This window comes from Lactobacillus johnsonii (assembly GCF_013487865.1).
Lineage (GTDB): Bacteria > Bacillota > Bacilli > Lactobacillales > Lactobacillaceae > Lactobacillus > Lactobacillus johnsonii_A.
Genome location: NZ_CP047409.1, coordinates 120468 through 147175, shown reverse-complemented (window position 1 = coordinate 147175; position 26708 = coordinate 120468). Strand labels below are relative to the sequence as shown.

The 26708-nt window shown below is 34.3% G+C and carries 22 protein-coding genes and 2 pseudogenes; 5 read left to right on the top strand and 19 right to left on the bottom strand.

Annotated features, from left to right (window positions below; translation table 11 throughout):
* Positions 1-6 precede the first annotated feature (6 nt).
* Positions 7-732 carry a GntR family transcriptional regulator gene (locus GTO82_RS00700; RefSeq protein WP_180873418.1) on the top strand — a complete coding sequence of 242 codons (726 nt, stop codon included), beginning with the start codon at positions 7-9 and terminating at the stop codon, positions 730-732.
* A gap of 44 nt (positions 733-776) precedes the next feature.
* Here GTO82_RS00700 and GTO82_RS00695 read toward each other — a convergent pair whose 3' ends face one another.
* Positions 777-1337: a PTS sugar transporter subunit IIA gene (locus GTO82_RS00695; RefSeq protein ID WP_127795724.1), complete on the bottom strand. Its 561-nt coding sequence runs from the start codon at positions 1335-1337 to the stop codon at positions 777-779.
* A gap of 87 nt (positions 1338-1424) precedes the next feature.
* On the opposite strand from GTO82_RS00695, the gene GTO82_RS00690 reads away from it, so the two are divergent.
* Positions 1425-1901, top strand: a complete 477-nt coding sequence (locus GTO82_RS00690) for a nucleoside 2-deoxyribosyltransferase (RefSeq protein ID WP_094497594.1) — start codon at positions 1425-1427, stop codon at positions 1899-1901.
* A gap of 255 nt (positions 1902-2156) precedes the next feature.
* Here GTO82_RS00690 and GTO82_RS00685 read toward each other — a convergent pair whose 3' ends face one another.
* From GTO82_RS00685 to GTO82_RS00640, 10 genes and pseudogenes are all read right to left on the bottom strand, one after another.
* The gene (locus tag GTO82_RS00685) at positions 2157-3971 is read right to left on the bottom strand and encodes an acyltransferase family protein (RefSeq protein ID WP_180873417.1); all 1815 of its coding nucleotides are present in this window, start codon (positions 3969-3971) and stop codon (positions 2157-2159) included.
* Positions 3968-4339 (bottom strand): membrane-binding protein, encoded by a 372-nt coding sequence (locus GTO82_RS00680; protein WP_180873416.1) that lies wholly within the window; start codon positions 4337-4339, stop codon positions 3968-3970. Before GTO82_RS00680 ends, GTO82_RS00685 begins: the two co-directional genes overlap by 4 nt.
* 261 nt (positions 4340-4600) lie before the next feature.
* On the bottom strand, positions 4601-5773 hold the full coding sequence (locus GTO82_RS00675; protein ID WP_180873415.1) for a zinc ribbon domain-containing protein: 1173 nt from the start codon (positions 5771-5773) through the stop codon (positions 4601-4603).
* A gap of 354 nt (positions 5774-6127) precedes the next feature.
* The gene (locus tag GTO82_RS00670; protein WP_180873414.1) at positions 6128-6526 is read right to left on the bottom strand and encodes a PTS sugar transporter subunit IIA; all 399 of its coding nucleotides are present in this window, start codon (positions 6524-6526) and stop codon (positions 6128-6130) included.
* Positions 6527-6549: 23 nt separating this feature from the next.
* Positions 6550-7369: pseudogene (locus tag GTO82_RS00665) on the bottom strand (PTS system mannose/fructose/sorbose family transporter subunit IID).
* Entirely contained in the window at positions 7356-8273 is a 918-nt protein-coding gene (locus GTO82_RS00660) for a PTS mannose/fructose/sorbose/N-acetylgalactosamine transporter subunit IIC (protein WP_180873413.1), read from the bottom strand. Before GTO82_RS00660 ends, GTO82_RS00665 begins: the two are co-directional and overlap by 14 nt.
* An 11-nt stretch (positions 8274-8284) precedes the next feature.
* Positions 8285-8774: pseudogene (locus GTO82_RS00655) on the bottom strand (PTS system mannose/fructose/N-acetylgalactosamine-transporter subunit IIB).
* A gap of 137 nt (positions 8775-8911) precedes the next feature.
* Positions 8912-10069, bottom strand: coding sequence for an N-acetylglucosamine-6-phosphate deacetylase (gene nagA / locus GTO82_RS00650; RefSeq protein ID WP_180873412.1), 1158 nt, complete (start codon positions 10067-10069; stop codon positions 8912-8914).
* A gap of 61 nt (positions 10070-10130) precedes the next feature.
* On the bottom strand, positions 10131-11297 hold the full coding sequence (locus GTO82_RS00645; RefSeq protein WP_014566975.1) for an SIS domain-containing protein: 1167 nt from the start codon (positions 11295-11297) through the stop codon (positions 10131-10133).
* Between the two features lie 20 nt (positions 11298-11317).
* Positions 11318-12034, bottom strand: a complete 717-nt coding sequence (locus GTO82_RS00640; protein WP_004898564.1) for a GntR family transcriptional regulator — start codon at positions 12032-12034, stop codon at positions 11318-11320.
* A 159-nt stretch (positions 12035-12193) separates the two neighbouring features.
* On the opposite strand from GTO82_RS00640, the gene GTO82_RS00635 reads away from it, so the two are divergent.
* On the top strand, positions 12194-15253 hold the full coding sequence (locus GTO82_RS00635) for a DUF5110 domain-containing protein (RefSeq protein WP_180873411.1): 3060 nt from the start codon (positions 12194-12196) through the stop codon (positions 15251-15253).
* A gap of 54 nt (positions 15254-15307) precedes the next feature.
* On the opposite strand, the gene GTO82_RS00630 is transcribed toward GTO82_RS00635, so the two are convergent.
* Genes GTO82_RS00630 through GTO82_RS00620 form a run of 3 tightly spaced genes read right to left on the bottom strand, consistent with a single transcriptional unit; the run spans position 15308 to position 18040 of the window.
* Positions 15308-16153 (bottom strand): alpha/beta hydrolase, encoded by an 846-nt coding sequence (locus GTO82_RS00630; protein ID WP_180873410.1) that lies wholly within the window; start codon positions 16151-16153, stop codon positions 15308-15310.
* 22 nt (positions 16154-16175) lie between these two features.
* Positions 16176-16937, bottom strand: coding sequence for a YibE/F family protein (locus GTO82_RS00625; RefSeq protein WP_180873409.1), 762 nt, complete (start codon positions 16935-16937; stop codon positions 16176-16178).
* Entirely contained in the window at positions 16934-18040 is a 1107-nt protein-coding gene (locus GTO82_RS00620) for a YibE/F family protein (protein WP_069168823.1), read from the bottom strand. Before GTO82_RS00620 ends, GTO82_RS00625 begins: the two co-directional genes overlap by 4 nt.
* 104 nt (positions 18041-18144) lie before the next feature.
* Between GTO82_RS00620 and GTO82_RS00615 the strand changes: the two genes are divergently transcribed.
* Entirely contained in the window at positions 18145-19716 is a 1572-nt protein-coding gene (locus GTO82_RS00615) for a cation:proton antiporter (protein ID WP_069168822.1), read from the top strand.
* A gap of 32 nt (positions 19717-19748) precedes the next feature.
* Here the strand turns inward: GTO82_RS00615 and GTO82_RS00610 are convergent, their stop codons facing one another.
* On the bottom strand, positions 19749-20465 hold the full coding sequence (locus GTO82_RS00610; protein WP_180873408.1) for a transcriptional regulator: 717 nt from the start codon (positions 20463-20465) through the stop codon (positions 19749-19751).
* Between the two features lie 29 nt (positions 20466-20494).
* Positions 20495-21580: a D-alanine--D-alanine ligase family protein gene (locus tag GTO82_RS00605; protein WP_061400859.1), complete on the bottom strand. Its 1086-nt coding sequence runs from the start codon at positions 21578-21580 to the stop codon at positions 20495-20497.
* Positions 21581-21739: 159 nt separating this feature from the next.
* Between GTO82_RS00605 and GTO82_RS00600 the strand changes: the two genes are divergently transcribed.
* Positions 21740-23266 carry a CAP domain-containing protein gene (locus GTO82_RS00600; RefSeq protein WP_180873407.1) on the top strand — a complete coding sequence of 509 codons (1527 nt, stop codon included), beginning with the start codon at positions 21740-21742 and terminating at the stop codon, positions 23264-23266.
* A 326-nt stretch (positions 23267-23592) separates the two neighbouring features.
* Here GTO82_RS00600 and GTO82_RS00595 read toward each other — a convergent pair whose 3' ends face one another.
* From GTO82_RS00595 to GTO82_RS00585, 3 genes are all read right to left on the bottom strand, one after another.
* A complete protein-coding gene (locus tag GTO82_RS00595) occupies positions 23593-24432 on the bottom strand; it encodes a hypothetical protein (protein ID WP_180873406.1) in 840 nt (279 codons plus the stop codon).
* A 21-nt stretch (positions 24433-24453) separates the two neighbouring features.
* Positions 24454-25113, bottom strand: coding sequence for a TetR/AcrR family transcriptional regulator (locus GTO82_RS00590; protein ID WP_180873405.1), 660 nt, complete (start codon positions 25111-25113; stop codon positions 24454-24456).
* A gap of 167 nt (positions 25114-25280) precedes the next feature.
* Positions 25281-26636, bottom strand: a complete 1356-nt coding sequence (locus tag GTO82_RS00585; protein WP_180873404.1) for an amino acid permease — start codon at positions 26634-26636, stop codon at positions 25281-25283.
* Positions 26637-26708: the final 72 nt, after the last annotated feature.

Here is a 26708-nt window from a genome sequence, read left to right as displayed (position 1 = left end):
TAGATTATGGATATTCCAAAATATTTACAAATTGAAAATGAGCTAAAGCAAGAAATTATCTCTGGCAAATTTAAATATGGAGATAAATTTTATAGTGAAGCTCAATTAAAAGATAAGTTTAATGTTTCTTCAATTACTGTTATCCGAGCTGTAAAAGATCTCGTTAAGGCAGGCTACTTAGTTCGTCATCAAGGAAAAGGCACTTTTATTTCACGATCAAGAAAAGATAAATTAGTTCGTCTTAGTGATAATGAAGTCTTCTCAAACAAACAAGAAGAAGATACAGTTAAAGTTTTGAAACTCCAAGAAGAAAAACAGAGTGAAATATTAAAAAAACTCGGCTTACCCAAATATGATAGTTACTACTATATTGAACGTTTACGCTTAATTGGTGACACGCCATTTATGGTGCACCGTTCATTTATACCAGCTAAATTTATTAATCGAAATTTAGCTAAAGATCCGAATAATTATCATAGTATCTATGAAACCTTGCAAAGCGATAAGCAATTGTATCTATTTGATGAGCCCTTTACTGAAACAGACACAATTGTAAAAGCTGATAGCGAAATTAGTAAGCAACTAAAAATAGCTAAAGATTATCCTGTTGTACGACAAGTCAAAAAAACCATTTTATCTACTACAAGTGAAGTAGTTGAACTAGTTGTTGGCTATAAACGGTGTGATTACTTTTCACTTTCATTTTCAAGTACTGATTATCCGGAAGTTTAATAATTTAATCTGGAGACAAAAAGAAGCTGCAAAGCAGCTTCTTTTTATTTTTCAATTTCAAAATTATTCTCTAAAAAATCATAAATTTCTTCATTTGAATCTGAATTAAATAATTCATTTAAATCATCAACTGAAGTTCCAGCTAGAAAGTCCATAATTTTAGCCAAAATAGTTGAATGCATATCTGGATCATTATTTAAAATCAAAAATAAGAACTTAACTTCCAATGCTTCGCTTGGATTAACCATATTATTAAAAGTTGCTGAATTTCTAAGAGCAATCGGTACAATTAATTGTGCGCTAACATAATCCCCTTCAGTATGAGGAACTGCAACATCTGGAAGTTCTCTAGATAAAGGTCTCATTGAAATTCCAGTTGGATACTTATCTTCACGTTCAATAATATCGCCTAAAAAATCTTCTTTAACATAGCCTAAGTCATATAATTTTTGAGAAACGGTCTTGAATATTTCGTTTCGATCAGTTAAGTCTGTCACAAAGACAGCTTCTGGATCGAAAAGACTTTTTTTAGTATTCGTAGTAGGTTCCGCCTTTCCTAAGCAAAAATTTCTAGTTTCATTATATAAAACCGATTTCAAAAACACAAAAGTAGGTGTTTCTTTTGGGCAAATTTTGTTAAAGTTAGTTAATGTAAAAAATATTCCACCGATAAGAAAGAAAGGTTTTTTTCCATGACAAAACAAAAAACAGTTTATTTTGGTGCTGGTTGGTTTACTGAAACTCAAAACAAGGCTTACAAAGATGCAATGAGTGCTCTCAATGCTAATCCAACGGTTGATTTAGAAAATAGCTATGTTCCTCTTCAAAATCAATATAAAGATATTCGTGTTGACGAACATCCCGAATACTTACATGATAAAGAATGGGCTCAAGCAACTTACAACGGTGACTTAGTTGGTATTAAAACTAGCGACGTTATGCTTGGCGTTTACGTTCCTAAAGAAGAAGACGTTGGTTTAGGGATGGAATTAGGTTACGCTATGTCTCAAGGAAAGTATGTTTTACTTGTAATTCCTGATGAATTATATGGTGAATCAATCAACTTGATGAGTTGGGGCGTTGCTGACAACGTAATTAAAATGAGTGAATTAGCTACATTTGATTTCAACCGTCCTAAATATAACTTTTACGATGGTGCTGTATATTAATTTAAATAAAACATTCTAAGCTAAATAGTGAATCGATTATCCGACGGGATAGCTGATTCACTATTTTTTTGTTTTAGCCGTAAAATTTAAAATAGTAGTAAAACCTTTCACAACCTGTTAATCCTAATAATACACCTGCCACTGACATATAAATAATTATCTTCCTTTTCATTTTACTTTCCCATCTAACTATCTATTAATATTATTTAAATTACCAAAAACGGCTTTGCGAACTATTGCAAAGCCATTTTTATCCTACTTTTTTACTGGTATCTTCTCCGCACGAGTCAAGGCACCCTTAATGCAGTCTAGATACAATTTACTAATATCGTCTCGACCTCCAAAGTGTGTTCCATCAGTACCTGCAAATAGATTCTGATGTGCCCGAGCCACCTTGTCCCAATCACCAATTGTAATGAACTTGTACTTCTTAGGAAGAGTTCGTTCCCAAACGGCTAACTTATAGGAATTATATGATGAATCGGCATGACCATCATGCGGAGTAATAAAGATTAAATGATGGCCTGGTTTTAGATCTTTAATAACCTTCTCAGTCTGCTGTTGATAATCATCTAAAGAATTGGTCCCAATACAAATTACAACATTGCGTTTTAATCGACCTGAATTTTGCGCGTTCATCAACACATCGTAGGCCTTATCCATAGTACGATTACCTTCTGCATCAATATCAACATTTTTCATATGATCTAAGAGATATTTTCTACTTCCTAAAGTCACACTATCACCAATAATAGTTGCTCCATCATCTTGTACACTATTTTGCGCATTTTCTTTCTTAGGAGGCTTAGGTGCTGCTTGAACATAGGTAGTACTTAATTGATCTGCGTCCTGCTGAATTCCGCCAAGCAGTAGATTTTTTTCTAAAGAAGAAATTGAAGGTGCCTGCAGGCATAAATACACCCCAAGACCGATAGCAAGTGTTAAGCCTAGTCCTAATGGAGCCACAATATGCTTGAAAGTAATTTTATGTTCTCCAATTGAAACAGCTTTTCCTCTGATTAAAGGTTCTAAGAAATAAAACGATACACTTGCAAAAAGAACTGAAAGAATTGTCGTAATTAAAGCTGCTAGCCAAGTTGGATAAATTTTTGAAAAAATTACAAACAAAGGCCAGTGGAATAAGTAGACACTGTAACTAATGTCTGCAATATAAGTAAAAATAAACGGTTCCTTAGTGTTAGGTGTTTTACGGTGTAAAATATTAGCTCCTAAGATTGCACAAGCCGCAAATAAACTTGCTAACAAAAAGCCAAACATATAAGTCTTACGTTGATCAAAGCGTAAAACATAAGCTAAAGCAAATAAACACGCTAAATTTAGCACCATAAAAGTAACGGCACCAGCTTTATTCCAATGTTTTGCTACACTATTACTAAACGCAGGCAATAAATCTTGAATTCCTGCAATCGAACCGAGCATACTTCCAATAAAGAATGGGAAAATATGCGCAATACTTGAGAAATAAATTGGTGAAAATTCGCTTAAACTTTGTGCACGTAAATACATTACCGTCGCACTTACAGCCGCTAAAACTGCAGATGCAAAAAATACACGTATTCTGAACTTTTTAACATTAGGTGTAATCTTGGTTAAAAGATATAAAATAAAGCCCCAAACTAAGTAAAATTGGACTTCAATAGCTAATGACCACGTATGCACAAATAGATGTGGTATAAAGCGCGATTCATAAGTTCCACCAGTATTAATTTCAAAAATATTAGTTGAAAAACCAACTGCGGCTGCTAATTGTTTAGGAAGATCAGTAATATAGTCTTTACCTACCAAAAGCGTAAAAGGTAAGACAAAGGCTATCATTAACAATAAAGGCGGCAAGATCCTCATTATTCGACGATAATAAAAATCTCCTAACCTAAATTTATTAGACCGGCTAAACTCATCTAAGGCTAAAGCAGTAATCAAATATCCAGAAAATGTGAAAAAGATATCTACACCAATAAAGCCACCAGTGTAGCGCATCTGGAAGAAGTGATAAAGAAGCACACAAATTAAACCCGTGACTCGGATTAAACTAAACCATTTAATTCTCATTGTTTAACATATACTCCCCTCTCATACTTCCCAGACTGAATTACTTTTCCTTTCTTCATTAACTGTCCATTTCCTTGGGCAACTCCGTGATGAAATTGTCCTTTAAATGTCCAACCTTCATGCGATTTATAAGTACCTAAGCCTTCAAAATGGCCGTTTTTAAACGCACCAGTATAAGTATCGCCATTGTTAAAATGCATTACGCCAGAACGAAGTTCTCTATTTTCAGTTGTGCCTTGATAGACTGTACCATCTTGGAATTTAACAGTATCCTTTTGTAGACCATTAGCATAATAAAATGTAAACCAAATACATCCTAGAATTAAAATAACAGATACGATTAAAGTCCATATCTTACGTTTAGTCATTGTCATCTCCTTGTTTTATAACACATTAACATTTTATGATACCACCCTTATCTTATTTAAATATTTCAGTCTGCAATAATACTCTTTGACCTATTTTCTCTACGAAAAAAGTGTCTGGAAAAAAGTCCGTTTTTAGTTAATTTTGGACTTTTACTCAAAAGAAAAATCTTATTAAATCAAAGTTTATCAATACCAAGATTTAGCATAATTTCTTAATTTCTGAGTTTTTTCCAGACACAGACACTTTATGAAATACTAAAATTAATTATTCTCCGCGATTTCGTTAAAGTGAGAAGCTAAATCTTGGTTAGCAGTTGGATGAACTACCACATATCCTCCATTTGTCGTCTGATCAACCAAGGCAACTGGTTCTCCATGATAAAAACAGAACAGATACGTTATATGATCTTCTGCACTTTTACCATTATGATTAAAAATAGCAACTACATTATATGTATCACTGTCATTATCTTTATTAGTTACTTGCGGATTCCATTTCAACTTAATAGTTTCCATATCTTTAGGATCCCTACTATCGTGATCTCCAGAGCTCAATTTAAATGGGTAAGTATCTTCACTAATATCGCGTGGGAAATGCTCTCCAGCTAATGTTACCAGATCATCTTCTCCTTCATTATAATGTTCATAAGATTGATGCATCTTATTGCCGAATTCATCCATATAACTAATTAATTCATCATTTTGGTTATTTGACCATAGCCGGTCTTTAGATGTAGTCTTCTTAGATTTTGTGTTAGTTTTAGAACTCCGATCATTAGCTTTTTCATCCGACTTACCAGCAACAATCGATAGATTATCATTCCAAATATTTACATTTTTCTCCGTGTTTTCAGATTTAATTTCTGGATAAATCTGAGTTAAAACACTTCTATTACTGTAGCCAGACTTATTTCCAATATAAGTTATCTCTTTATTATCCTTAGAAACTAAATAGCCAACCTGATCATTTATAACATATAATCTACTTCTGTCAGTAGCACTGATCTCATAATCTCCAAAACGATATTTTGAATAACTTTCTATTGTTAAGTGACCGCTTCCTAAATCATCAGCTGCTTCTCCCCATTTTTTGCCATATTTTTTATCGGCATAAAGGATTGCCCAAGCAGCTAGTTGCTTACTTGGAATCTTTTTAATCTCAGCACTAGTTAATTTTCCATTACCACCAATCACAGTGCTATTAGTCGAATTTCGACCATGTTGATACAATCCCCAGCCACCAAAAATAAGGATAAATGCGGCGATAATTGATCCAATAATAATATTTCTTTTTTTGGATTTTAATCTATTGCGGTGAATTTCACTTCTTTTAGGCATTTCTGAATTGGAATATATAACTGACCTTCCGCAATGTGGACAGAATCGGTCCGTAGGCTTAATTGATTTCCCACAATGGGGACAAAATTTATTCATACTTTGACCTTTCTAAAAGGGTAAAGTATAGCACTGTCATTAAATTATTTATATTGTAACAAATTAATCAACAAAAAAAGCTGATAGAAACGAAATGAAGTGCCTCATAATTGTTAGACATAAATCTAATGATTGTGCGGCACTTTTTTATGGCCAAATATTCAACTGAATTAAAAATTAAAGTTATTTCTAAATATTTAAATCATGTTAATTCACTATTAGGATTAGAAAAAGGAATATTTGAAGAGATGTCCAATAGTTTATTACGCAGTAATTTATACATTTTTCATTATAAAAAACGACCCACGTATGGTTTTACCAACGCAAGTCGTTTTCGACATCTATATAAATAAGCTATTTCTTCATACTAGCAAGCATTTGATTAATATCTACAATACCTGCCTTACCCGCATTCACAGAATCTGCATCATTACCAATCATTTGACTATTGAGCCAATCAATTACCATTGCCAGATTCATTCCTGCAATTAGGTGAATATCTTGACCACTCATAATCAAGCGACTAACTGTGTTAGCTGGTGTGCCGCCCATTAAGTCAGCAAATACTGTTAGATCTTCTTCAGGAATACCGTTAATGGTATCTTGAAACTTCTTTTCAAAATCTTCTGGTCCTTCTTCTGGAAGTAAACATACTACATGAATATATTCTTGAGGACCCATAATTAACTCTGCACTTTTTTTAACTTCTTCAGCCATCTTACCATGACTGATTAGCACTAATTCTTTTGTCATAATATTTTTCCTTTAATTTACTGCTAAATCTTAGCAAGAACACCAACACCGCCAAGAATAACTGAAAGAACTAAAACAATTAAGATAGCTTTAGTTGAAGTCATCTTCTTCTTTCCAAGTAACCAGTAAACAAAGCCAACAATCAAAGCAGGCAAGAGTTTAGGAATGATCATATCTAAGTTATTTTGGATATCCATGGTAACTTTACCAATTTGTGGTACCCAAGCAAACTTAACGTTAACCATCGTAGCTACTGAAGCACCAACCATAAATACACCAAGTACTGTAGCAGCATCAGTTAAAGCATTCAAACGGTCTCTCATATCAGTAACAAGAGTCACTCCTTTATCATAAGCAAACCGTAGTTGCTTCCATCTGAAGAAACAGATAGCAATTTGAGCAGCAATCCAGATAAATACACCAACTGGGTTTCCTTGAGAAGCCATCGAAGCAGCCAAGGCACCGAAGATTGTTGGAATTAATGCAGCAAAGATTGAGTCACCAATTGCGGCAAAAGGTCCCCATTAATCCAACCTTCAAACCAGTAACAGTATCTTTACCTTCAACGCCTTCATTTTCTTCAATAGCTAAGTCAATACCAGTAATAATAGTGTTGAAGAAGTTAGAAGTGTTAAAGAACTGAACATGCGTCTTCATCATTTCTTGTAATTCTGGAGTATTATCACCATAAATCTTACGAAGTTGTGGCAAGATTAAGAATAAATATCCAGTATTCTGCATTCTTTCATAGTTCCAACCTAGTTGGAAACCGAATAGAGAACGTCTGTTAATTTGATTAAAGTCTTTATCTGTTAATTTATAAGTTGGTTTAGAGTTCATCATCGGTGATTTCCCCCTCCGAAGCTACATTAGTGGATTCTGTAGTAGTTGTGGCTTCTTTTGTTCCGCCTTTACCACTACCACCTTTGCCACTAATTTCATCCTTGTAGTGTAAGATTGCGAATGCCAATCCAATTAAAGCCATTGCAAGCATTGGTAGACCATTGAAAGTTGCAGTAAATGATTTAATTGCTGCTTGAAGACCTGTACCTAAGGTTTGAATGCTTGTAAATAAAACTGAGAATAAAGTAGTAAATGTGAATCCCATAATTAAGTAAGCGGTATGCTTCTTAACTGGTAAGTAACGAAGCAAAATAGCAAAACCAACTGCAGGAAGGACAGCACCGGCTACTGTTAAACCAGTACCTAACCACTTTAAGTTTCCATTCAATGAGTTAGCAATTGTTTGAACCAAGCCGCGTCCAAATGCTAAAGCAATAAAGACAGGGATTGCACGAGATAAAGCCCATGGAATCGCACCGTAAAGGAAGTTTCTCTCGATTCCCTTATAATTGTTTTCTTCAATTAAGTGATCAATTCTGTGAGCAAAATAAGTGTTAGCAAATCTTGCCAAAACGTCCAATTGAACCATGATTGCAGCTACAGGAACCGCAATTGAAGAAATAGCTACTTGTGGGCTCATTCCTTTAATACTTACAGAAAATGCTGTTGCTAAAACTATACCAGTAGTTGCATCAATCTTAGAAGCACCACCGAAAGTACCAACACCTAAAACTGTAAGTTGCATGGCACCACCAATAATTAAACCGGTTTTTAAGTCACCCATGATTAAACCAGCAATCAAGCCAGCTCCAACTGGTGTATTCAATGATGAATAAATTTGTAATTCATCAAGAATTTCATATCCAGCATAGAGGGTAAGTAGTAATATTTGCCACCAAGCCATAATTAAACCTCCTATTTAATCTTTTCGTTCATTAATTTCATAAAGTCATGAGAATCATCGCTTGGAGTTAACTGAGCTGTGATCTTCACACCCTTATCCGCTATTTTCTTAAAGTCTTCAACGTCTTTTTCCTCAACATTGATCTGCTTAGTCACTTGCTTAGTAGTATCAGTTTGAGACATAGTACCTACATTCAAGGTATCAAGTTTAAGACCTAAGTTAATTAAATCTAAGAAGGCTGCTGGCTTTTTAGCGACAATAAATACTCGCTGATTACCATAACGATCATGAATTAAGTGATCGGCTGCAACCTTTGCTGGTAAAAACACTAAGACGAGTAGTAAGAGGTGTAGCCATTCTTAACCCACTTTTTTGAATGTCGCTTTTTGCTGCTTCTTCATCAACAACAATAATACGATCAGCTTGAAGTTTTGGAGTCCAAAGATTAGCTACTTGACCATGGACAAGCCGTCCATCAATTCTAGCTCCCACAATATTCATAGAGATTCCTCCATTGTTTGTAAATACTTTGTAAGCGCTTTCCGCAATTTCAATCTTAGTATATTAAGTTTTGCTAGTCAACTGGTTACAACCACTTTTTTAAGATTTTCTAAAGTTACTTGTAAAGGTATAAACTTTTAAGCTTTGTAACGTGATTCACCATTTAAATAAGTTTCACTTACAGTCATGTCATGATTTAATACAACAAAATCAGCTGGGTGATCTGGCTTAATCACTCCACACTTATCAAGTAAATGACAGCTCTTAGCTGGCACATAACTCGCCATCATAACTGCATCTTCAGGTGTTGCAACATTCCAATCAACTACATTCTTAACTGCATCCTTTAAGAGCAAAATACTACCTGCCAAATTATTAGTTTCTTTTAGGCGTGCCATTCCGTCTTTAACATAAACTGGCAACTCACCTAAAACATAGTCCCCATCTGGCATTAAACCTGCTTGCATACAATCTGTAATCAAAGCAATATGTTCTGGTCCACGTGCATTTACCAAAGCACGAACAGCTGGTTCTTCAACATGGTGACCATCGCAGATTAATTCATCAGTTGTTAAACGTGAAGAAAAAGCAGCACCAATAATATTAGGTGAGTGTTGTGACAAACTGTTCATCCCATTAAATGTATGAGTAAATACGCTAGCACCAGCTTCAACACAACCAATAGCATCTTCAAAATCAGAATCTGAATGGCCTAAAGCAACGACTAATCCCATTTTTACTGCTTCACGTACAAACTGACGAGCATTTTTTCTTTCAGGTGCCATTGAAATCTTAATTAGCAGGTCATCTGAAGCCTTACGCCATTTTTTCAAAAGCATAATTGATGGATCAGTCATGTACTTTGGATTTTCTGCTCCACCATGCTTTGGAGTAAAGAAAGGTCCTTCAAAGTGTAAGCCTTGAATTTTAGCACCAGTTTCTTCACCCTTATGTGCAGCAAACTTTTCACAAGTTTCTGTTAATTCTTTGTCACTAGCAGTAATAGTTGTTGGTAGCCAGCTAGTTACACCAGCTTGCAGCAAACCGTTTGAAATCTTGTCAATGCCCTCCCAGTCACTCTTCATCGTATCTTCATCAAGCAAACCATGAATATGTGTATCTACATAACCAGGGGCAATCCATTGATCGCCATATTCTTTAATTAAGCCATGGCTCGGCTTTTCATCTTCTCGATAATATAAACCAAAGTTGCCATCATCTTGAACTTCAAGATAACCGCCCTTTTCAGTTCTATTTTCTAAAAAGAATTTTCCTGCATGGATGTAATATGACATAATAGTTAACTCCTTAAATTAATTTATATTTTAGTCTGAAACTGTTTTCAAAATTTGAATTTTATTTGATGAATTTGTGAATTGTTACTCCCTTAACCACACGGTTAACAGTGCCTGTTGGGGATGGAGTATCTGGGGTATTTCCTACTTTGATTGAAGTAAGCAATGCAATTGTTTGTCCAAACATAATATCAGGTAAGGCTAAATATGCATCAGGCACTTCTTTTCCAGCAAAGGCAAAGAATTTCCCATCAAAATCTTGACCCTTTTTAAGCTGACCTACTCCCATTACTAAAGGAACAATTTGATCGGCCTTAATCTCATCTAAAATATCCAAATCATATTTTCTGGTATAAGTGTTGTTAGAAACAAAATCAAAAACAATCGTCTTCTTATCTAAAAACGACTTAGGACCATGTCTCAATCCCATCGAAGTATCAAATAAGGCTGCTACTTTTCCAGCTGTTAATTCCAAAATTTTAAGTCGTGCTTCTTCAGCTAATCCACCTAAAGCACCACTACCAATATAAGTAATTCGATCAAAATCAATATCAACTAGCTTTTGAATTTCATCTTCACGGTCAATTACACTTTGGCCCATTTCAGCAATTTCATTAACAATTGCTTCTTTTTCAGCATCACTTCTAGTATCAAAAACTAATAAAGTAGCTAAACTCATACATGAAAACGAACCAGTCATCGCAAAACCTTGGTCTAATGATTTAGCAGGCATTAAAAGAACTAAGCCATTTGGATCATCTTTTAAGTCTTGAGCCAAATGTCCTTCTGGAGCACAGGTAATAGCAATTTGATATAAATTAGTAACTAATTGCTTAGCAAGTTCAACAGTTGCAACTGACTCAGGAGAATTACCGCTACGAGCAAAAGAAACCAAAATTGTTGGTGTATCTGCTTCAAGATAATCTTCCGGTGTTGAAACAATTTTAGTTGTATCAATTGCTTCAAAGTCATATTTAGTACGGTCTCCATGCTTTCTCAAATAAGGCATTACTGTATTGCCTACATAAGCGCTAGTTCCTGCACCAGTAAAAATCACTTTTACCTTATCGAATTTTTTAGTAATTTTAGCTAAAAAATCATCGATTTCTGTTTTCTTTTCTTTATATATCTTAAAAGTTTCTTTCCATAAAGAAGGCTGTTGTTGAATTTCTCTAGTAGTAATATCTGCACCCATCTTTTTTAGTTCTGCATCGGTTTTAGTAAACATGAGCCTATTCCTTTCAATAATTAAACTAAATGATTGTATTGACGTGATCGATATATGAATCTATCTCCTCTAGCAAGAGAAATAGTGAACTCGATCGGTACATTTTTATCATTGATTGCCCGTCTAAAAATCTTCAAACTTGCATCCCCAGGCTTAACACCCAAGATTTTGCTGTCTTTTTCGTCCAGGTTAACTGCTTGTACATCTTCAAAAGCAAGAATACTTTGTTCATTATATTTTTGCTTCATCACTGTATATAAGTTCTCCTCTAGGTCAGACATTTTTAGATCGGGGAAAATTTTTTCAGGTAAATAAGTTTCTCCATACATTAGTGGTACTCCATCAGCTAGACGTAACCTAACTAATTTGTATGCCTTCTCACCAGTTTTTAAATTAAGCTGATTTGCAACATCTTCTTCAGGTGTCACAAGTTCTAATGTGCGGTTTTGTGTTGTTGGCTTGTGACCTGCTTCAGACATTTGCTCACTAAAAGAATACATACTTCCCAAGTTGGTTTGATCTAGATAAATTGTCGAAACAAATGTACCTTTCCCATGCAATCGATAAATAATGCCGCGCTCTTCTAAATCATTTAATGCCAATCGAATCGTATTTCGACTAACACCATACTCTTTCAAAAGTTGTCGTTCACTCGGTAATCGATCATTTGGCTTCATTTCAGTCTTAATTTTCTTTTCGAGATCTGAAATAACTTGCTGATAAAGTGGTTTTTTCATCTTCTAACCCCATCCAATCTTCAACTGGTTAGTACCACCTTCTACAGAATATTCCAGAAAGCGCTTTATGTCAAATCTAAAAAAACACGAAACACATTTTTTCGTTATAATATGAACTATACGTAAATGAAAAATTTAATTTAAAGAAGAAAACTAATTATGTCTGAAATTACTAACAAACAACAACCTCAACATTTAAGTCGTTTAGTCCACGTGGCTAAGGGTACTCGCTACTATGATTTGCAATTTGCAGATGGAACAAGAGCGCGTCTATACATTATTGCTAAAGGTATCTTTCGTTTAATCGTTGATCCAGCAGCAGAATTTAAGCCTTTAACTCCATCATTAACCATCGCAGCAAGTAACTTTAGTTTGCGTCCATTTGAAGATTCTCAGCTTTTAGTAACCGATGAGACTTTCACCATTAAAAGCGGTCAATTTTCACTTCGCTTGCAAAAGAATCCAGCTATCTTCAGTATTTTCGATGATCAACTACATCGCTACCGCATGATGCAAAGTAGTCCAATTGAACTGGGGAGCGATCATTCTAGCGAATTCTTACGTCAGAACAAAAACGAATTCTACTACGGTGGCGGGATGCAAAATGGAAGCTTCAGCCACAAAGGAAAAATTATCGAGATTAAAAATACTAATTTAACTGGTCCCGGTGCTGTTGCTTGTCCAGAAGGATTTTTCTGGTCAAATGCTGGTTTTGCAGAGTTGAGAAACACATGGAAAGATGGCATCTACAACTTTAAGAGTGATGACGGGACTACAGCAGTTATTACCCATCAAACTCCTATTTTTGATAATTTCTATCTTTTAGGAGATTCTCCAGCGGGAATATTGCGTCAGTACTATAAAATTACGGGGTCTCCTCTTTTCTTGCCAAAATATGCACTCGGTCTGGGTTATCTTGGTAACTACCTTGATACTTGTTGGACAGCAGCTAAACCTCAAGAAAATAGTGCAATTAAATTTGAAGACGGCAATACTTATAAAATTGCGCATAGCAATGATGATATTGTGGCCAAGTCCTCTCTTAATGGAGAAGAACAGTACCAATTTTCTGCTCGGGCAATGATTGAAAGGTACAATTCATATCATCTTCCACTTAGTTGGTTTGTTCCTAACTATGAAAGCAAACAAGACTTAAACGAAGATGAAATGAATAATTTAGTTGATTTTGCAAAAGATCAAAATGTAAAAATAGGATTCTATGGATCCCTGCCTACTGATGCACCAGCTAATTTTTTAAAGTTCAAGACTGATCCTGCTAATTTTCCTAATGAAAAAATAATGCAGGACTTTGCTATCGCTAGTGAACCTCTAATTGATAAAAATCAAACCAATCGTCCTTGGGCAATGGCAAGTAATGGCTGGAGTGCTATTCAAACTTTGGCTACTACTGCAAATGAAGGTGTTGGTGGTGAATGGGAACAAATTGCTACTGAAATTGCTAGCTTTTTAAGTATGTCTCTTTCTGGGCAGCCAAATGTAGGAAGTGCTATTGATGGAAAAGAAGGCGGCGGTAATGCACAAGTAAATATCCGTGACTTACAATGGAAAGTCTTTACTCCACTTCTTTATTCAATTGATAATTATGGTAATATCCAAAAAACACCATTTGCATTTAATTCAAAAATGACTAGAATTACTCGCGCCTATCTTAAACTTAGAGAAAAAATCACTCCATATCTCTATACTCTTACGCGCGCGGCTCAAGATGGAATGCCAATTGTTAGACCGCTCTTCTTAGCTTTCCCTCATGAACGAGTTAACTATACTAACCAAGTTAAACATGAATTTATGCTAGGAAATAACCTACTAATCGCTCCAATCACTAACGGGCGAGAAGATCCAAGTGGCGCTTCCCTAAAGGATAACCTCTACTTACCTAATCATCGAACAATGTGGATTGACCTCTTCACTGGTAAAAAACTAATTGGTGGTCGAATTTACGATAAGTTGCATTACCCACTCTGGCATCTTCCTGTATATGTACGCGGCGGTGCAATTTTACAAGAGTCATTAAGAAGTGCCCTTGTTTACCCACAAAGTAAAAGCTCAGCTATTTTATATGAAGATGACAATCAAACTAATGATTATGAAAAGGGTCATGCAGCTACCACACAAATCACTAGCTCTGTTAGCGGATCAAACCTTCATATTACTGTCTACCCAACTGAAGGCAGCTACACTGGTCTTGAAGAGAAACAAATTACTAATTTAACTATTATGTCTGATCGTTATCCTGGTAAAGTTTCTCTTAAACTAAACGATCAATTTGTTCCACTAACTGAATATAACGATCTTGATAGCTTTAACAAAGCTGAAGAAGGTATCTTCTACCAACAAGACTATATGCCATGCAAAGAATTTGGTTACTTTACTGGTCAACTGCAACCAGCTCTTAGAGTGAAGATGCCTGCTGTTGATATTCATGATAATAAGTTCGAGCTAATGATTGAAAACTTTAGCTACGGTAGTGAAGTAGAACAACATGCGATTATCGATTCAGCAATGGCTTCTCCAAGAAGTGCAGCAATTTTAACTGATCGCTTAACTTCAAAGAGCATTACTATTACCTGGACTAATCCAACTAATTTAGCAGATAAAAATATAATGGCCGATATCGAAGTTAACGGAATTGTTCATACTAATATTGACGGTAATACTTTTACTTTCCATGAGCTTGAACCTAATACACGCTACCGCTTCAGAATTAGAAATAAGTTCGGTAATAAAGTATCTGATTGGTCAGAATACTTTGGCACCCATACAAAGCGTGATCAGATGGATTATGCCATTTCAAATGTTACAGTTTCTAGTACGGGAGAAAGCGAAGAGGATTTACCAGTCGAAAATCTAACTGATCTTAAATTAGCTAGTGAGTGGCTTTCTAAAGATCAAATCACTAAAGATAGTCCTTTAGACTTAACTTTTAATTTCAACCATATTTATAAACTCAGCCGCATGGTTTATGTTCCTCGTTCACGTGATCGCATCGGTCATGTTTTACGTGTTCAAGTTGCTATTTCCAAAGACGGAGAAAACTTCAGCGACTTTAGTAAAGAAATTAATTGGCCAAATGATGCTAAAAACAAGGTAATTGGCTTAAGAGATGTAGTTGCTAAATCAATTAAACTTAGAATTTTGGCAACTTCCGATAATTTAGCCTCTGGAAAAGAAGTTCTATTCTTTATGGCAAAAGAATAAAATTAAAAAGTCCGAAAAGAAAATGTATAGTCATTTCATCTTTTCGGACTTTTTCTATATATGTTTTTGTTTCACGTGAAACCAAACGTAAATTTTTCTATCTTTCAACCATTCAAGGCTCAATTCAAACCAATGAGCAAGATGCGCGTCAGCTTTACGTTCTTTAGTAGCTAACTCAGGAGTAGCAAGAGAAAAACCATGTCCACCCTTATTAAACAAATGGGCCTCAAAGCGAACTCTATTTTTTCTTAATGCAGTAATATATTCAATCGTATTATCAATTAAGACAACCGGATCATCTACTGCCTGAAAAATAAAAGTAGGTGGGGTTTGGGGAGTAACTCCGACCGCTGTATCGAGTAAATCTTTTGCACTTGGCATTTTTTCCTTAGCATAAGAAGGTAAAGGAAAACCAATGTCTTTAATATTAATTAACGGATAACCTAAAATAGTCGCATTTGGTGATACTTTATCATGCTCAAAATGATATTCAGACTGCCATTTTTGACTTTCTGCCATTACATTCATCGAACTAACAACATGGCCGCCGGCTGAGAAACCAATTGTCATAATTCTATCTTTAGCAAGCCCTAACTTCTCACTGTTTTTTCTAAAGTATGCAACAGCAGTTAAACCAGATAAAGCCGCGTCAGGATAAATTCTGCCAGGATCGGTAGTTAAATTATATGACACTATTGCTGCATCAAATCCATGAGCTGCATAAGCTAGTGCAACTGGTTCTCCCTCTCTTAATGATAAATGATCAAAACTACCACCTGGAAAGACTAACATTAGTGGTCTTTTCTTTAGGAGAAGTTGCGGATTATCTTGCAAACTATAATAAGTAACGTTAAATTCACGACCATTAAAATTTGTTAACGTTAAATTCTCTATTTTCATCTTACAATGCCTCTATTTATCTCTACTTTTTATTTTCTTTATTTGTTAAAGTATGTGCTAAGAATATTGTAGTTAATGGTACCGTTAAAAGCACACCAATAAACGAATATACAATAATTAAAAACTCATCCACAAAAAGTTTATCATTTAAAATTTCAAATAAGGAATAATTTAGTCTTATATACCAAATAAATATTGGTAAAAAACTGCCAAATAAACCAAATAAAATGGTATTCATGGCCGTTCCTAGTACATCCGCTCCAACTTCATTCCCGCTTCTAATTAATTGCTTTTGTGTAATGCTAGGATCATGTCGCTTTAACTCAAGCAAGCCCGCACTCATTGCAACACTAGCTTCCGCAATTGCTCCTAGCATTGAAAAGATTGCAACTAAAATTGCAATTTGAGAAAAACTAATTCCTACATTTAATGATAAACCAATTAATTCTTCCCCTGCCTGGTCTCCAAAGCCTTGAGTTTGCGCTAAATTTTCAAACAAGATAATTATCAACATCACAATTAAACTCACGCACAGAGCAGTTAAAAAGGCATTTTTAGCCACAGTATAATCATGTGTTCCTAAATAAATAATCGTTAATAACTTTAAAGGAATAAATATTGCTCCAACCAATACTATATTTACTCCCCAGGAAATAAGTAGTGCAACTAAAATCAGTAAACAGGCATTGATAACGACACTTAGATAACTCTTAAAGCCAGTTTTTCCTCCAACTATAATCATTAATACTAGAAGAATTAATAAAAGAGCAGTTAAAGTTGTCATTTTTCTACCACCTCTGCTTTTTTGTTTTTTAAAAAGACAGCACTAGATAGAGTAGCAAAAATCACTGTCAGTACAATTCCGATTGCCGAGCTTAAACTCTGGATGACTCCTAAGGAAAGGGTATATTTAAAGGTATAGACTAAAGTATTATTATCTCTCAAATACAAAATTGTCATAGGTAAGGCCTCGGCCATAAAAATTAAAACTAGTACATTTATTAATGGCCCCATAATCTCTTGACCTAGAGTTCGTCCGCTAATAAATAGCTCTTTAAATGTTAGCTCTGACTTATGTTTTGCTAATGCATAAAGACTAGAAACAATATCAGTAGCTTCATCCATTACTGCTCCTAGAACTCCTAGAATTGTCTGAGATAAAAATAAAGCTCGAGGATCTTGAGTAGCATAATCTACTGCTTCATAGTCAATTCCACGCTCATGAGTTACTCTCATAACTAAATAAAAGATGCCAAAAGAGACAAACACTCCTAACAAAGTAGCAGTTAAAGTCACCAGCATTTTTTGATTAAAGCCTTGTACTATTACCAGAGAAATAAAAGTAAACAGAATTGCTGCAATACTATAAATTAAGAAAATTCTTGTTCCATTTTCCTTTACATCACTTTTAATTACAAAATAAAAAATTATACTATTTAAGATCATTGAAATTAAAAGTAAACTAGCCTGTTTTCCTGTAATTAAAACAATTACACTAATCGTCAAAAACATGCTTAAAACAACAACCCAGTCACGTTTTGGTTCAACTAATTTAGGTTTGCCTTTAATAAATGAAACAATTACACGTTGATGAGGTCGATACTTTTGTGAAACAGCTTGAGACGGCGAATAAGTATTAGTAACTAAAAATGTCTTTCCCTTATATTTTCCAGACAAAATTTTTAAATGTAGATTTTGTTGCCGTACCTCGTCTTTGTTTTCATAGTTGTCTTTTGTCTTATCGACTAATGTATCTGTTATTTGCCTATCAGTAATGACCGCAATTGGCTTACTTGCAAAAGCAGTTGAAAAATAGGTAATTAGAGTAAAAAATATTCCCACAAATAAGACTGCTAAACTAAGCCAAATTTTCGCATTCTTCTTCACTTTTTTGCCTTCCCTAAATAATTCAATAGTTAGTATGCTACTATAGTAGCATTAAAAGTTTTTACTAATTATTAAAAAATAGTAATTTATCTGAGGTAGATTTAATGGAACTTATGATTTCAACTTTTACCCTAGCAATTGCTGCAGCAATTAGTATTATCATTGCCCAAGCAATTGATAAGGTATCTGTTAACTATGTGAGCATGATCATTGGGATAATTATTGGTCTTATTCCCTTATTAAATAGCCAAGTTGCTAGCTTTGATTCAGAAATTTTTATGGAATTGATCGTAGCTCCACTTTTATTTTTTGAAGGTCAAAAAACTAGAATTCATAATATTGGTAGAAGAATTAAGGAAATCATCGGATTAACTGTAATTATGGTTCTTCTGGCCTTAATAATCAGTGGATTCAGTATTTATTTATTCACTAGCATTAGTCTTCCACTAGCCTTTATCATTGGTAGTATCAGTACTCCAACGGACGCAACGGCAAGTGAAGCCGTAACTAATGGTTTACGAATGCCTAGACGGGTAACTTCCTCCCTAAAAGCTGAGTCACTTTTTAATGATGCTTCGGGAATCATTTTACTGAATATGAGCTTGCTATGGTTTGCCAATGGTTACATCAATTATGGGCAAACCATTCATGACTTCTTTGTTTCTTCATTAGGTGGAGCAGTATTAGGTTTTGCAGTCGCTTGGATAATCATTATTTTTCGTCAAAGTCTCATCAGATCACGATTTAATTCTTTAAATGCACAGAATTTAATTTATATCCTTACCCCGCTAGCACTTTATGCGTTAGCAGAAGATTTACATGTTTCGGGAATTATTGCCGTTGTGGTTGCTGGCTTATTACATAATGCAGAATCTCAGCAAAGTTTACTTCTTAATTCAAGACAAATCCATATGGGACGAGACTTGCAAAATCTTATTTCAGATATTTTCAACAGTATGGTTTTTATCATTTTGGGACTAATGATGGTCAGAATATCCCGAAATAAATTATTTAATGGTGACTTAGCCAAGTGGATTCTTGTTGGCTTCATTGTTTATCTCGCAAATTTACTTGTTCGTTATGTCTATGGACGTTTAGTTATTCGCTATGATCGACGAGAAAGTACTGTATTTTCACTTGGAGGTATTCATGGTGCTGTTACTCTTGCTCTAGCCTTAACAATTAGTGCTAACTTTTTAGGAACTAAAAACTACAATCTAGTTATTATGTCTGAAGCAGTTTTAATTATTTTGAGCATGCTTGTACCCACGATTGTATTTCAATTTATTCTTCCCCATGAAGTTAGTGATGAAGAAGCACACATTGTTATGGAGAAGATCCGTAATGAAATGGTTAAACGAGCTCTAATTTCAGTCCATAAAATGTACCTACCTAAAAGAGTTAAGCGCCATGTTATCTATACTTTACTCAATCAAAAAAGAGTTGTTAAAACACGAGAATACATGCGTGTGTTGCTAAAAACAATTGATCAGCCTAATCTAACTAAATCAGAACAGTATTTACAGCGTTTAGCATTTTTTAGAGCATTTGCTATTGAGCGTGAATATTTAGAAATGATTGGACAAAAAGAGAGTAAATATAGAACGTATATCTTAAGTCTGTATAACGACGTATTACTAGCTGAATCATTAATTATTGAATCTGATGATGAATAAAAAAATAGGATGCCGCATTTCGGCATCCTATTTTACTTGAAAAAGCGATCCCACCAATGGTGTTTTTTCTTAGGACGAATTTGCATTTGAGCTAGGGTACGATGAATATTTTCTTCTACCTGTTGCTTACGACGCTTTTCTTCGTTCTCTCTAGCTTTTTTTAAAATTTCTTCATGAGCCTCTTGCTCACTTTTTTGTTCTTCAGTAATCTCTTTGGCAGCTTCCTGATCTTTATTATTAGCTTTTTCTTTAGAATCTTCTGATTCCGGCTCAGCTAATTGGTGTGAACGATCAATTAATTTTCTATTTTGAGCTTCAACACGCGCTACCTGCTTCTGCAAATCTTCAATTGCTTTATTCTGACTTGCAATAGTATTTTGTAGCATTGTTAAAAGTTTTACTACTTGATCAGCATCAACAGTGGCAGTATTAGTAGCAACTGATTTTTGCATTTTTGCTGCTTTTTTAACTTCTTCAGTTTTCTTATCGCTTACTGCAAAGATTTGTCTAGCTGCTTCTTGCAAGGTTAAATCCGCATTTTTAGACAATGTTCTAAAAGCTTTTAAATCTTCAATATCCTTTGCCGAGTACAAGCGAGACTTTTGCTTGGTTCTTTCATAGTAATCTTTATTTCCAGTAACCTTTTCCACGATTAAAGAATACTTTCTTAATGTTGCTACGCTAATATGAAGTTCTTCTGCCGTTTTTGCTGGGGCCTCAAGTTCTTCAAAATTATGGTCGCTTGCCATCCTAAATTCTCCCTTTACTTAAACTAAGTTTAATCATGTTTATGTAACAAAGTCTTCTTATGATCGTAGCGTTCCATTGCGTAATCAATTAATTTAGTAATTAAGTCAGTGTATGGAATTCCAATTTCTTCAAATAACTTAGGATACATACTAATATTAGTGAAACCAGGAAGAGCATTTACTTCTGTTAGAACAACTTCATTATCTTCACTACGAAGCATCGAATCGATACGAGCCAAGCCGCTACATTCAGTTGCTTGGAACACCTTTAAGGCATTCTTTCTAACTGTTTCAACAATTCCCTCAGGAAGCTTAGCAGGAATTTCTAAAGTTGATGTTGAGTCATCATCATACTTATTTTCATAGGTATAGAATGAATCTTTTGCGTTAATAATTTGACCAACACCAGCAACGATTGGTTTATCATTGCCTAAAACAGCAGTTTCTACTTCAGTACCATGAACAGTTTCTTCAACTAAAACCTTATCATCGTATTTAAAGGCTTCAGCTAAAGCAATCTTATATTCTTTTTCGTTAGTAACATGACTTACACCAACTGAAGATCCTTGGTTTGAAGGCTTAACAAATAAATCTGATCCCAATTGGCTAGCTACGTATTCATAGTCTAACTTCTCGTTATCTGGATCGTTATATTCAAAACGCTTAACTGCAATCCATTTTGCTACAGGAACACCAGCACGTTGAGCGAGGATCTTAGTCATTTCCTTATCCATCGTTACAGCTGCTGCTAAAACATCGTCTCCAACAAATGGCTTATCTAAAACTCTAAATAGTCCTTGTAAACAACCATCTTCACCTAAGTTTCCGTGTACAATTGGGAAAAATACGTCAATTTCAGGACGATCTTTTAATTCAATAATGTTAGAAATATTAGCTACTTTATGAGGATTAGCTACTTCCATTTTAGGATTATCTAATACTTTGCGAGAATCTGCATCATCAGCTAAGTATCCATCGTTAGTAATCCACATTGGATAAACATCAAATTTATTAGTATCAATTTCTTCATAAATGTTGTGGGCAGACATGATAGAAACTTCATATTCTGAAGAATTTCCACCGAAGATCAAACCTACCTTAATTTTGTCAGTCATATTTTTATCTCCTTTTTGTCCTCGAAACCTTATTATAAACAATCGTGACGCTATAATGCATCAATTTCGAAAAAAAGTCTAAAAAGAATGCAATTTTTTTATAATTACGTTATATATATTACTATCATGCTACTATATGATTCGCTAAAAGGAGTAATTATGACTTTTACTAAAAAAGCAGCCACTTTTTTAGCAACTATTGTGTTAAGTACAACTACTTCTACCGTTATAGTTACTAACGCACAGGCTGCAACCTTTACTAAAGATGAAATTCAAGAAGTTCATCAAATTCAAAATCAATATAAAAATTTACCTAAAGAAAATTTCAATGCAGATAATCTTTATGCCAGCACTCCTCATCTCACGGCTCCCTTTTCACCCGGTTCTGTTACAAATTCTTATATCAATTCTCAATTAGATTATATTAATTTTTACCGAGCTTTATTTGACTTACCAAGTATTTCAACAAATAAAACCGATAATGATAACGCTCAAATCACGGCAAGCGTTATGGCCGCAATCAAAGCTAACCCATTCACTAACCAACATGGCCTCCCTAGTGAAACTAAACCTGATTATATTAATGAGACATACTGGACAATTGCCAAAAACGTCTCTGCAAGTTCAAACCTTAACTTTAACGTAAGTAATCAATCCGCTGGGGACGTAATCACAGATTTATTAACTGATACCTATAATCTTGATGGTTCAGACACGGGACACCGCGCATGGCTTTTATCTAGTCGACTTACAACTACAGGTATTGGCGCAGCTTATGGTGAAAATAATTATCGCTATTCTGTTCAACAAGTTGCCTATCCAAGTGATGGCTACAAAGCAGCTGCAAAAAGTACAGTTGCTTATCCAAATAGTGGCGTTTTTCCAATCGAATTACTTCAGGGAAATAATATCGCCTGGTCCCTCTATTTATCGGACAAAACTATTTCTGGTACTCCCAAAATTACAATTACTGATCTTGATACCGGTCAAACAAGTCAAGCAACAAAAGTTAATAACTTTAGTAACAAAGGATACGGTTATTTCGACACTATTCTGACCTATTTTCCTGGAGATATTAAGTTAGTCTCAGGACATGAATATAACGTAAATATTTCTAATGTCTATCAGTACAGCTTTAAGCTTTTTAATCAAGTAGCAGCCAATCAACCAGAATTAGAAGTTTCGGAAGATAGCACTAAGACTAAAAACAAGGTTAAAAATTCATCTACTATCTCATCCTCTCAAAATATTAAAGAGGCTACTGATGAAACAACCCGCAATATCTTAAAACAAGCTGATGATCCTTCTTCAAATACAACCATTAAATCTGCTCTTTTACTTCAAGCAGAAGAGTTACGTGATTCTTTAAATAAAAATCGTCGCATGAACCCGATAATTTTTGGTCGTTCTTATCAAGACGGTTACTCTTACTACAATTTAGGTGAAGATCAATGGTTCCATAATTTCTATGTTTACGGTAATCCAGACCTAACTGCCGGCGTAGTAAATATTGATAATAGTTCTCTTGATACTCATATTTACACTAGCCCTTATCCTAGTTTACAAAAAACAACTTCTAATCACGTTACCCCTGGAAAAAGCTATGCTTACGGTCAATCTATTACAACCAACCATACAACTTGGTATTATCTTGGTAAAAAGCAATGGATTAGGCAATTTAATTAATAAACTAATACTTTAAAAGCTCTTTTAAAGTAACTAATTTGTAATTTAAGAATATTCTTTTGGTACAATCCAAACATATTATATTATTTAAGAATAATTAATGGTTTCAACTTGATTTAAAGCTTAATTACTGTAAAAATAAGTATTGAGAAATGGTTGAGGACCCTTACAAGAGCCATTATGGCTGTTGCATATTACAATTATTTTATACCCTAACTACTTTACACTTACTTGAATACAATTAAGATCATCCAATCCGGCGCCATTTCACACAAAAAGGTCTCAGGTTAAAATCTGAGACCTTTTTGTGTGCTTATTCAATTTCTCTATTTAGCACTAGTAATCTGCCACGTTATAGTACTAATTACAAATAAAGCTACACCAACAATTACTAATTCCAAGAAAATACCACTAGCTATTTCTAAAAAATAACCGATATTTAAAATAAAGCCTTCAACATCAAAAATTGTTGGAATAAATGCTAGTAATCCAAAGATCACAATCATACAAGTTGATGCTCTCATCCCTCCAGCAGCAACCATATGAATTAAACGTCTAGTTGAAACAATTTCTTGTAATCTTTTAATTTGCTGATAACCTAGGATACCTACAAAAATAATTATCAAAATGCTCAAAACTAATAATACTATCTCAATGTTTGCCATTAAGGTAACATTTGCTAAGCCAAAACTAGTGATAATTGCATAAAGACCGCTATTTTTATTCTTCCTGAGCTTTTCTTGTACTGATTTTGCTTCCATAGAAGAATTATCATCTATCTTTGTTAATATAATTTTTCTAATTTGATCAGCTAAACTAGAATTTTCAGCTCTAAATAGGTGGATGCCTACGGTATAATTAATTATCACATCTGCAATTGGTCTTGTTTGTTCAACGGTAAGAAGATTATTAGTGCTATTATTACTACTTCTATCAGCACCAATTGCCGCAGCAAAATTATCAAATTTCTGATTAATATATCGTTCCGCTACTACTCCGTTGCTTTCCTTTGAAATTTGACTCTTCATAAAAATTGGATTCATAAAAGTTACTAAGCCAAAAAATAAGACCACAATTGTAAAGATTGCAATTCCAAAGGATCTTTTATCATGCACAGTTTGAGCTTGATCAATTCTCCGTAGCTCACTGCGTGTGCGTACTGTCATTTTCTAGACCTTCCTTAAAAATTAATTGTCAAACATCTCATTGATCATTTGGGTCAAAGTAGCTAATTCATATTTTTGTAAAGCAGATTTTGCTTCATCAATTGTTTGATCTATCTTAGACTCATCTATTGATAGAAATGTTGACATAAAAGTTTTTACCATTATATCAGAAATTTCATCTGCATCTAAATCCAATTCAGTACGTTTTATGTATAAACTTCCCCCACCTGTGACAATGAAGTTTAAGCCAATCTGAACTTGACGATCACTCCCAAGATCATGCTTAACGCCTTCATTTCTAAGCCAATCGTCAAGAATTTGACTCCAGCGATCTAGGGAATCACTATCACTTAAAATGCTCTTAACTACACGTTCTACTCCTTCATCTTGAATACCTTGCTCTAAAATTAAATAAATAAAAATTTTCATTTTAGAATATGTATTTAAGTCTTTAAAGTCAGTCGCATTTAAACTTTTTAAAACAGCCGTCATAAAGTTAGTAACAATTTCTGTAATTAACAGATTTTTATGTGGGTAGTAAGATTGGAGCAATGATTTAGAAATCCCCGACTTATCCGCAATCATTTGCAGCGATACATTTTCCATCCCTCTCTTTTTTAGCAGGATAAAAGTATTGCGTAATATTTCATGCCGTCTTACTAAATTTTTTTGTCGTGCCATATCCTTTTCCTCGTACTATTTATTCTATTCCTATACAGTATAGCGTTTTCACGATGTTAATTACAATTATTATACCAACTGCTATTACTAATAACGAGTTAGGATTCATTTTTTAAAGATTAATCCCATATAAAAAAGCTGACGATTTAATTCGTCAGCTTTTCTCGCTATTTGCTTTTTCTTCTTTCTAAAAGAGTATAACTTAAGGCTAAAGCTAAAATAAAAATAATTGAAATAATTAATGGTAGTCTAGTCGCTGGAATTAGGGCTAATATTACTAAAATTACTAAATAAAAAATTATTGTAATCCAGCTAGTTATTGGAAAACCGGGCATTCTAAACTTACCAAGGTTCTCCTTATTTTCTGCTCGATACTTCAAGTGAGTCCACATAATGATTATCCAAACCATAATAAAGTTAATTGTTGAAACACTAGAAATAATATCAAAAACTTGAGCCGGCATAATATAGTTAAGAATTACCACAATAAATAAAATTAAAGATGAAAATGTTAAGGCATTATTCGGAACGGCCTTTTTACTTAACTTGCCGAATCTCTTAGGTGCATTATTGCCTCGAGATAAAGCATATAAGGATCTACTAGTTGAAAAAATTGCACTATTTGTCGCTGACATTGCTGCTGTTAAAACAACAAAGTTTAAAATTCCGGCAGCTGCTGGAATACCAATTGCTCCAAAAACTTGTACAAAAGGACTGGTTGTAGTAACAATCTTATTCCATGGATAAACTGCCATAATAGCAATCATCGAGCCAACATAAAACAATCCAATTCTAACTGGCAAAGTATTTATTGCCTTGGGAATATCTTTGTCAGGATTAGCTGTTTCACCAGCTGTCAGTCCCACAATTTCAATTCCTACAAATGCAAAAACTACCATCTGAAATGACTTCAGAAAGCCCCAGGATCCTGTTGGGAAAAAGCCACCATAGTTTACCAAGTTACTTAGTGAAACAGTTCTAGAATCGATTTTAGTATGCATAATTAAAAGAATTAGTCCCGTAATGATCAAAGCTAAGATAGCTAAAACTTTAATCATTGAAAACCAACTCTCAAGCTCTCCAAATAGGCCCACATTAACCATGTTAACTAGCATTAACAAAATGACAATCACTAATGGTCCGACCCATTGAGGCAGATTTTTAAACCAATATTTCAAATAAATTCCCGTTGCAGTTAAGTCAGCCATAGCTAAACTAAGCCAGCATAGCCAGTAAGTCCAGCCTGCAACAAATTCCATTCGATTTCCAAGATATTTTTTCACTGATTCAATAAATGAGTGTTGCTCAGGATCCGCTAAAATTAATTCTCCTAAGGCCCTCATCATAAAAAAGCTAATAATACCAACGATCAAATAAGATAAGATAATTGATGGACCAGCACTTTGAATAGCTGTACCAGACCCTAAAAATAATCCAGTACCGATGGCTCCACCAATTGCAATCATTGTTACATGACGACTCTTAAGTGATCTTTTTAACTTTAGCTTCTCCTTTTCATCCAATTTTATAGTCCTCCCTTAAAGACAAAAATGCCTCTAGTATTTAACATATACTAGAGACATTTCTTTTTATGA

Coding starts and splice junctions, on each gene's coding strand:
- GTO82_RS00700 (WP_180873418.1), top strand. CDS start 7: ATGGATATTCCAAAATATTTACAAATTGAAAATGAGCTAAAGCAAGAA.
- GTO82_RS00690 (WP_094497594.1), top strand. CDS start 1,425: ATGACAAAACAAAAAACAGTTTATTTTGGTGCTGGTTGGTTTACTGAA.
- GTO82_RS00685 (WP_180873417.1), bottom strand. CDS start 3,971: ATGAGAATTAAATGGTTTAGTTTAATCCGAGTCACGGGTTTAATTTGT.
- GTO82_RS00680 (WP_180873416.1), bottom strand. CDS start 4,339: ATGACTAAACGTAAGATATGGACTTTAATCGTATCTGTTATTTTAATT.
- GTO82_RS00675 (WP_180873415.1), bottom strand. CDS start 5,773: ATGAATAAATTTTGTCCCCATTGTGGGAAATCAATTAAGCCTACGGAC.
- GTO82_RS00670 (WP_180873414.1), bottom strand. CDS start 6,526: ATGACAAAAGAATTAGTGCTAATCAGTCATGGTAAGATGGCTGAAGAA.
- GTO82_RS00660 (WP_180873413.1), bottom strand. CDS start 8,273: ATGGCTTGGTGGCAAATATTACTACTTACCCTCTATGCTGGATATGAA.
- nagA (WP_180873412.1), bottom strand. CDS start 10,069: ATGTCATATTACATCCATGCAGGAAAATTCTTTTTAGAAAATAGAACT.
- GTO82_RS00645 (WP_014566975.1), bottom strand. CDS start 11,297: ATGTTTACTAAAACCGATGCAGAACTAAAAAAGATGGGTGCAGATATT.
- GTO82_RS00640 (WP_004898564.1), bottom strand. CDS start 12,034: ATGAAAAAACCACTTTATCAGCAAGTTATTTCAGATCTCGAAAAGAAA.
- GTO82_RS00635 (WP_180873411.1), top strand. CDS start 12,194: ATGTCTGAAATTACTAACAAACAACAACCTCAACATTTAAGTCGTTTA.
- GTO82_RS00630 (WP_180873410.1), bottom strand. CDS start 16,153: ATGAAAATAGAGAATTTAACGTTAACAAATTTTAATGGTCGTGAATTT.
- GTO82_RS00625 (WP_180873409.1), bottom strand. CDS start 16,937: ATGACAACTTTAACTGCTCTTTTATTAATTCTTCTAGTATTAATGATT.
- GTO82_RS00615 (WP_069168822.1), top strand. CDS start 18,145: ATGGAACTTATGATTTCAACTTTTACCCTAGCAATTGCTGCAGCAATT.
- GTO82_RS00610 (WP_180873408.1), bottom strand. CDS start 20,465: ATGGCAAGCGACCATAATTTTGAAGAACTTGAGGCCCCAGCAAAAACG.
- GTO82_RS00605 (WP_061400859.1), bottom strand. CDS start 21,580: ATGACTGACAAAATTAAGGTAGGTTTGATCTTCGGTGGAAATTCTTCA.
- GTO82_RS00600 (WP_180873407.1), top strand. CDS start 21,740: ATGACTTTTACTAAAAAAGCAGCCACTTTTTTAGCAACTATTGTGTTA.
- GTO82_RS00595 (WP_180873406.1), bottom strand. CDS start 24,432: ATGACAGTACGCACACGCAGTGAGCTACGGAGAATTGATCAAGCTCAA.
- GTO82_RS00590 (WP_180873405.1), bottom strand. CDS start 25,113: ATGGCACGACAAAAAAATTTAGTAAGACGGCATGAAATATTACGCAAT.